The following is a 7,640-nucleotide window of genomic DNA, read 5'->3' as shown; positions in this document are numbered from 1 at the left end:
TAGGCTTAGATGTGTATAGTTCATGGTTGCAATCTCACTTTGGTCGGTGGATAAAAACTTTGATGCTAGCGCATCTAGGTCTTTTTTTCACCTCACATTTGGTATTGCACTTCATGTGTTAATCTAAGAAGAGTTAATAAAAGTAGATTTATCGTTAGTGCCGACACCATAGTCAGTTCTAAATAAAAGCCATACGATAATAGGATAGTCAGTCCTAAATAAGAGAAATACCAATATTATAACGTGCTAATGCTATGTTTAAATAACCAGACCTAAACAACTAAGCTTAAACAACTAGCGCGGCTTATACTGGGTTTTACAATAAGCGCGGCCGACATCAAAACTTCGTTTGGCTTGATGTTTGGTGGCACGGCTAGTGACACGCTGACGCCATAAGCGGAAAGATGATGGCTTTAGCTGCTGACGCATAAGCTTGATAACCCCAGACTCATTGAAACCATAGCTATGCTCTATCGCGTCAAACGGCGTTCTGTCTTCCCACGCCATCTCGATTACTCTTGATAGTTGCGCGGCATCGAGCGATCTATCAGTAGTTGCCTGAGTTGATTTTTCGTGAGTAGCCTCTGACTTTGAGTTACCTTGTTGCGCCATACTATTTTGCTGCTTATTTTTTAAAGCCGCAGTCATATCAGCCTGCATAGTGTTAAGCGATGATTGAGTCGCTTGCGCTCTGTGAGTTGAACCAGTACTTACTTGCGCTGTCAAATTACTTATCATAAAAGTCTTACCTTTAAATATGACAAACGGTTTCCAACCAATCTCTTTCCCACTAAGCTTTATTTTATACCAAAAAATAAGCGTGGTTGGACAATCAGCGTAACCGTCTGTCAGTTTATCTATCAGGCTGTCAGCTTATATAATGGTTTTAGCTTATCTGCGCCATACGCCAGTGATATTCGATATGATCGCCAATCACGGTTTGGATAAAATAATAGCTGTGGTCGTGTCCCGCCTGATAACGTAATGTTAAGGGCTGCTTGGCCTTTTCACAAGCTTGTTGTAGTTTGGATGTTTGCAACTGTCCTTCTGCTAAGAAGTTGTCAGCAGCGCCTTGGTCGACCAAAATGCTCGAATACTGCTGACCGACTGTTTCAATCACTTTCGAGGCATCTGCTTGCGACCATAGCGACTTATCATCGCCGAAGTATTCTGTATAGGCGGCCTGCCCCCAAGCTGACTCACTGGCAGCGCATACTGGTGATAGCGCTGAAACGCTGACAAATTTACTTGGGAATTTAAAGCCCAATAATAGTGCTCCATGACCACCCATCGAATGCCCTGTGATACCGATAGTATCAATCGGGAACTCTGAACGTAGCAAATCATATAATTCATCGACGATGTAACTCTGCATATTAAAGTTTTCTGCCCAAGGCGCTTGCGTCGTATCGACATAATAGCTGGCACCCTGCCCAACAAAATAGCGTTCGTCATTGGGCACGTCATGGCTATTATTACCGCTGTCATTGCTATCACTGTCACCAGCACTTCTAGGAGAAGTATCAGGGGCAATAAATATGACACCAAGCTCACTACATTTCTGCTGAAAATGCGCTTTATGAGTGACGTTGTCGGCATTACAAGTGAGACCTGATAAGTATAAAATCGCAGGACAGCGACGACCAGCGAGCGCCTCATCTGGCAGATAAACACTAAAGGTCATTGGCGTCTTAGTAGAGGTCGACTCGTGGCTATAATAATGCTGTTCACCATCAAAGCAGCGATTGACACTTTTTTGTGTCAGTTGGCTACTGGCAGACAAACTGTGATTATAAGAATTATTCATAAGTGACATTCCTTTTATCTAAATAAAATACACGACGGCTCATAAGAGATACCTGCGATTGGGAAACATCTATGGTTAAGAAACTCTTAGGGGGTGCTATCGATATCTATAGAAGCCTTTGAGTCCGTATCGGGACCAATATTAATAGAGGCAGAGGTAGAAGCAGTATCGTTCTTGATGCTGGCGACTGATGGTAGAGTTTTATCAAATAACACTTGCTCAAACGCTGGCAGGGCTGTTTCCATTAAACTACCGATAACCATTTGCGGCTCTGAGGGCTCAAAACCCATGTAAAGCTCGCGCTCTTGTACTCGATAAGCGGCATCTTTAAAAGCGGCAGAAAAACTGGTGTTTTCACGTAAGCTCTCTGCAAAAAATGCCTGACCAAAATAGGTCATCTCCGCGGTATTGGTACAGCCAAACGACATTTTATCAGCGGCTGAAGCCGTAATTATTACTGTGGTTGGAGACGCCAATTCGTCGATAAATGAGCCTGAATAACAGGCTGAAACCACGATCACTCGCCAGCGGACACCTGACGCATCTAACGCTTCACGTAGCCATGCGGCATCCAAATTTTCCATTGCAAGCGGAGGATTTGCCAATTGAATGATATCTTCATTACCGTGTGAGGATAGCGTCAGCATCAATACATCTTCATCGGCATTCATCTGCTGACCAATGCGTTTTAAACCTCGTAAAACACTGGTCTTGGTGGCGACTGGCTCATCAAGCCAGCTATAAGTATTGTTAATCAATGCTAAAGAGCGCCCACTGGTGCCAAAACGCACATCAAACAATTCACGTACTTTATTAATTTCAGAACGAAAAACGTTTTGATCAGAGAAGCCAGCAACACCCATAAAATACCAATCGGTCTTGCCATCGGTACTCGAATCAATGCTATTTAATGCTTGCTGTAGCAGACGCGGCTGCTCATACAGTGCCGCCTCCTCTAATACAGACTCTACAGGAATCTGCTTAAAAATTGGCTGATCAGCGACATTACGCTGCCAGATTGTCAACAGTGCCACCGCACCTATCAATACAATCACCCGCTCCCACCATGAGATACGCAGGCGACGGAAAAATATCCATAATAGTGCTAAGGTCTGCCATAAGAACAGCACGAGGAACAGGATAGGTAAAAACGAATAGCTCCAGCCCGGCAACCAACCATAACTACCTAAAAACTGTACCAAGCTTTGTAGCAATGCCGATAATGTATCGGCGACTAACCACAGTACTACGGGCACAAAAACCAGCGCTTGATTGCCCGCGCGCCGTGCCAAAATAATACCGCCCAATAGAATAATCATTGGCCAGATTAAATAGCTGACCAATCCTTGCTCATTAAAGATGCTGCCGTGTTCAGCAGCCAAAAAAGAAAACAGCACATTACTACCGAGTGCTAATAATGCAAAGACAGCAAACTGAATAAAGGTGGGCTTGACCCAAGAAAATGCACGCGTCGATCCGACCAGCATCCATAAGGTTGCAATGATATTGGCAGCGAAATTGAGCGAAAAACGCTGAAGCGATACAGTTTTTAACGACGCAAGTGACAAAGACTTAGACCTCTAGCCAGTCGATAGAAATAAAGTAAATCAATGATAAAATATTTCGATATCAGTACTTTTTTATGTCTTAGATGAACATTTTTATAAGGCATATTGATATAAATATTGTAATTAATTCACGATAAAATAGGGTTGAAAAGCGAGAAGTACGATTTAATAGTTTAGCCCGCTAATCTATCGCGATTGTAACGGATTGTCGGTCAAGAGGATAAGGCTGATTTGTAAAATTCACTTAAAAAACCCTCTTAAACCTATAAAAAAAGGAGGCCTTAGACTAAAGACCTCCTTTTTTATTAAATACTAGGGCGTGTTGAATATTATCTCATCAACAACTCATTAACGCGCTTAAGATAAGCAGCAGGATCTTCCAATTGACCACCATCTGCTAGCAACGCTTGGTCAAAAATTACTTGAGCCAAATCATCGAACTGCTCGCTACTTTCAAGCTTTTTAATCAGTGGATGATCTGGGTTGACCTCAAGCGTGGGCTTGCTTTCTGGTACATCTTGACCCATTTGTTTCAGCATCTGAATCATTTGTGGCGACAGCTCACCTTCACCAACGACCAAGCAGGCAGGACTATCAACCAAACGCGTCGATACCTTCACGTCTTTGGCGCGTTCACCTAAAGCCGTTTTGAGTTTATCCACCACTGGTTTTAGTGTCTCTTCAGCTTTTGTAGCTTCTGCTTTCTCTTCTTCGTCTTGCAAGTCGCCCAAGTCTACCGCACCTTTGGCGATGTTTTGCAGTGGTGTCTCATCGAATGAGGTTAAAAAGTTCATCGCCCATTCATCGACACGGCTGGTCATCAGGATAACTTCGATGCCTTTCTTTTTGAACAGCTCAAGTTGCGGACTATTCTTTGCTGCCGCTAGATTATCAGCGGTTAGATAATAGATGGCTTTTTGCCCTTCTTTCATACGACCTTTGTAGTCTTCAAAGCTGGTTGTTTCGCCATCTTGAGTGCTGGTTGCATAACGAAGCAGTTTGGCAATACGTTCTTGATTGCCCATGTCTTCGCCTAGACCTTCTTTGATGACATCGCCAAACTCGCTATAAAACTGGGCGAACTTTTCTTGCTTGTCGCTGTCTTCGCTATTGGCAAGGCTTGCTAGCAAGGTTAAAGTACGACGGGCGTTACCATCGCGGATAGATTTCACATCACGTGATTCTTGTAATAGCTCACGGCTGACGTTCAATGGCAAGTCGGCGGAATCAATCACCCCTTTTACAAAGCGCAAGTACATCGGCAATAATTGCTCAGCTTCATCCATAATAAAGACGCGTTTGACGTATAATTTCAAACCATGTTGCTGCTCACGAGTATATAAATCGGCAGGTGCTTTTGTAGGGATATATAACAGCTGAGTATACTGTACACGGCCTTCTACACGGTTATGGGTCCATGTGAGCGGCGCGTCCATGTCATAGCTAATGTTTTTATAAAAGTCGATATATTCGTCATCTTCGATCTCAGATGCTGAACGTGTCCATAGTGCGCTGGCTTTGTTAATGGTTTCCCATTCGTCAGTCAGAACCATTTGACCGTTAGCTGGTGCGGCATTTTCAGCGTCGTCGCCTTCCTCAGCCTCATCTTCTTGCCAAACCTCTTTACGCATCTGAATCGGTAAGCTGATGTGATCTGAATATTTATTGACTAAGCCCTTGATTTTGCCGCGATCGAGATAGCTGTCTTCGCCTGCAGAATACTCTTCTTTTAGATGCAAGGTAATGGCAGTGCCGCGCGTGTCTTTGCTGATAGGCTCAACGGTAAAGCTGCCTGTGCCGTCTGATACCCAGCGCACGCCTTTATCGGCAGGCTCGCCCGCTTTGCGTGATTCAACGCTAATGGTATCAGCAACGATAAACCCGGAGTAGAAACCAACCCCGAACTGGCCGATTAATTGACCATCTTGCTTTTGTGATTCAGACAATTTGTCTAAGAATGCTTTGGTACCAGATTTGGCAATCGTGCCTAGGTTTTCGATCGCATCGGTTTCATTCATTCCAATGCCATTATCGGTAAAGGTAATGGTTTTGGCGTCTTCATCGACGGCAATGCGAATTTTTAACTCGCCATCGTTTTCATAAAGACTGTCATCATTGGTCGCTTCAAAGCGCAGTTTATCGCAAGCATCCGAGGCGTTAGAGACCAGCTCACGCACGAAGATATCGGCATTAGAATATAGCGAATGCGTCACTAAATGCAGTAGTTGCGCCACTTCAGCTTCAAAGGTATGTTTTTTTAATTCAGGGTTTTTACCATCCACTTGGGTCTGTTCACTCATAAAAAACTCCGTCAATTTGTATTAGAAACTTATTATAAAATAACAGCAATCAAACCAAACTTACTCTAATAAATATCAGAGAAGCGTAATACCATTCACAAAAATTAGAATAGCAAGGAAAACAAGTGCAAGTACTACGCACGGTAGACTAAGCGAGTTTGACACAGCTAATCGTACTTTTTGGGTTTGGTATCATTTTGAATACCGCTAAGCTGTTTATACTAATAGGGGCGTAGCAGAAAATTTCAAGATCAAAGACATAATTCAATCAAAAACACCGCTCTAGTTTTCTAGAACGGTGTTTTTTGACAAAAATAAGTTTTTAATAGAGACAGTCTTATAAAATTTATAAATTATAAGCAGCTAGGTAAATGACCAGCTGGATCAGTTTCGCGGGCAGCCATAGCCTCTTCTACGGTTACACCTAAGGCTTTGGCCACGCCTGCGCCGTAAGCAGGTTCACACCAGTTGCAGTTGCGAATATGACGATACTGAATAAAGTCAGGCACACCCGACAAGTTGCCAGCCGTGTTTTCAAACAGCACCTGTTGCTGCTCAGCACTCATTAAGTTAAAGAGCGCGCGCGGTTGGCTGAAATAATCGCTATCGTCTTCACGGAAATCATAGTACGCCGCATCACCATTAATCTTTAATGGCGGCTCAGCATAGTCAGGTTGCTCTTGCCACTGGCTAAAGCTATTGGGCTCATAGTGCGGACGGCCACCATAATTGTCATCAACACGGCCTTGACCATCACGATGATTGCTCATCACAGGGCAACGCGGCTTATTCACAGGGATTTGCTGATGATTGACACCAACACGGTAGCGCTGGGCATCGGCGTAATTCACCAAGCGGTTTTGTAGCATTTTATCAGGAGAAACGCTGATGCCTGGCACCAAGTTACTTGGGGCAAATGCCGCTTGCTCAACATCGGCAAAGTAGTTGTCAGAATTTTTATTCAATTCAAACTCACCGACTTCAATCAGTGGATAGTCGCCTTTTGGCCATACCTTGGTCAAATCAAATGGATGATAAGGAACGCTATCAGCCTCAGCTTCTGGCATGATTTGCACATACATTTTCCACTTAGGAAAATCGCCATTTTCTATCGCTTGATACAAGTCTTCTTGATTGCTTTCGCGGTTCATACCGACTACTTCTGCCGCTTCTGCGTCGGTTAAGTTTTTAATACCTTGTTGAGTACGGAAATGGAATTTGACCCAAAAACGCTCATTATCTGTATTCCAAAAGCTATAAGTATGTGAACCAAAGCCATGCATATTTCTAAATGAGGCAGGAATACCGCGATCACTCATGACGATGGTCACTTGATGGAATGCTTCTGGCAGCAAAGTCCAAAAATCCCAGTTATTGGTCGCCGAGCGCATATTGGTACGTGGATCACGTTTGACCGCTTTGTTCAAATCTGGGAATTTGCGTGGGTCACGTAAAAAGAACACCGGCGTATTATTACCCACCATATCCCAGTTACCTTCTTCGGTATAAAACTTTAGCGCAAAACCGCGAATATCACGCTCGGCATCAGCAGCACCGCGCTCGCCCGCTACTGTACTAAAGCGCGCAAACATTTCAGTCTGCTTACCCACTTCATTAAAGATATCAGCGCGGGTATATTTGCTAATATCATGAGTCACGGTAAACGTACCGAATGCACCTGAGCCTTTGGCATGCATACGGCGTTCTGGAATCACTTCACGAACGAAATTACCTAGTTTTTCATTAAGCCAAATATCTTGCGCCAATAATGGTCCACGCTTGCCGGCGGTGAGACTATTTTGATTATCGGCAACTGGTGCGCCATTTCCCATCGTTAATTGGGTCGGTGCGTAAGGACATTTTTTATCGCTCATATCATTGCTCATAAATCATACTCCTTTGAATAACAAATGGATTAAAGTATAAATTCTATTCTGAATACGCTTCTATTAATAGCTCCAGAAT

The 7,640-nt window shown here is 43.6% G+C and carries 5 protein-coding genes; all 5 read right to left on the bottom strand.

The window, feature by feature from the left end:
• Positions 1–294 precede the first annotated feature (294 nt).
• Positions 295–513 carry a TIGR03643 family protein gene (locus EI161_RS15010; protein ID WP_318779320.1) on the bottom strand — a complete coding sequence of 73 codons (219 nt, stop codon included), beginning with the start codon at positions 511–513 and terminating at the stop codon, positions 295–297.
• A 373-nt stretch (positions 514–886) separates the two neighbouring features.
• Entirely contained in the window at positions 887–1,807 is a 921-nt protein-coding gene (fghA, locus tag EI161_RS03600) for an S-formylglutathione hydrolase (protein ID WP_192529004.1), read from the bottom strand.
• A gap of 86 nt (positions 1,808–1,893) precedes the next feature.
• A complete protein-coding gene (locus tag EI161_RS03595; protein ID WP_192524520.1) occupies positions 1,894–3,375 on the bottom strand; it encodes a C13 family peptidase in 1,482 nt (493 codons plus the stop codon).
• A 329-nt stretch (positions 3,376–3,704) separates the two neighbouring features.
• Entirely contained in the window at positions 3,705–5,675 is a 1,971-nt protein-coding gene (gene htpG, locus EI161_RS03590; RefSeq protein ID WP_192524521.1) for a molecular chaperone HtpG, read from the bottom strand.
• A gap of 353 nt (positions 5,676–6,028) precedes the next feature.
• Positions 6,029–7,561 carry a catalase gene (locus tag EI161_RS03585; protein WP_318779360.1) on the bottom strand — a complete coding sequence of 511 codons (1,533 nt, stop codon included), beginning with the start codon at positions 7,559–7,561 and terminating at the stop codon, positions 6,029–6,031.
• Between the last annotated feature and the right edge of the window lie 79 nt (positions 7,562–7,640).

The sequence above is a fragment of the Psychrobacter sp. FME5 genome, assembly GCF_014861375.1.
Classification (GTDB): domain Bacteria; phylum Pseudomonadota; class Gammaproteobacteria; order Pseudomonadales; family Moraxellaceae; genus Psychrobacter.
The sequence above is the reverse complement of the archived record's forward strand: the minus strand, read 5'-3'. Positions and strand labels throughout refer to the sequence as shown.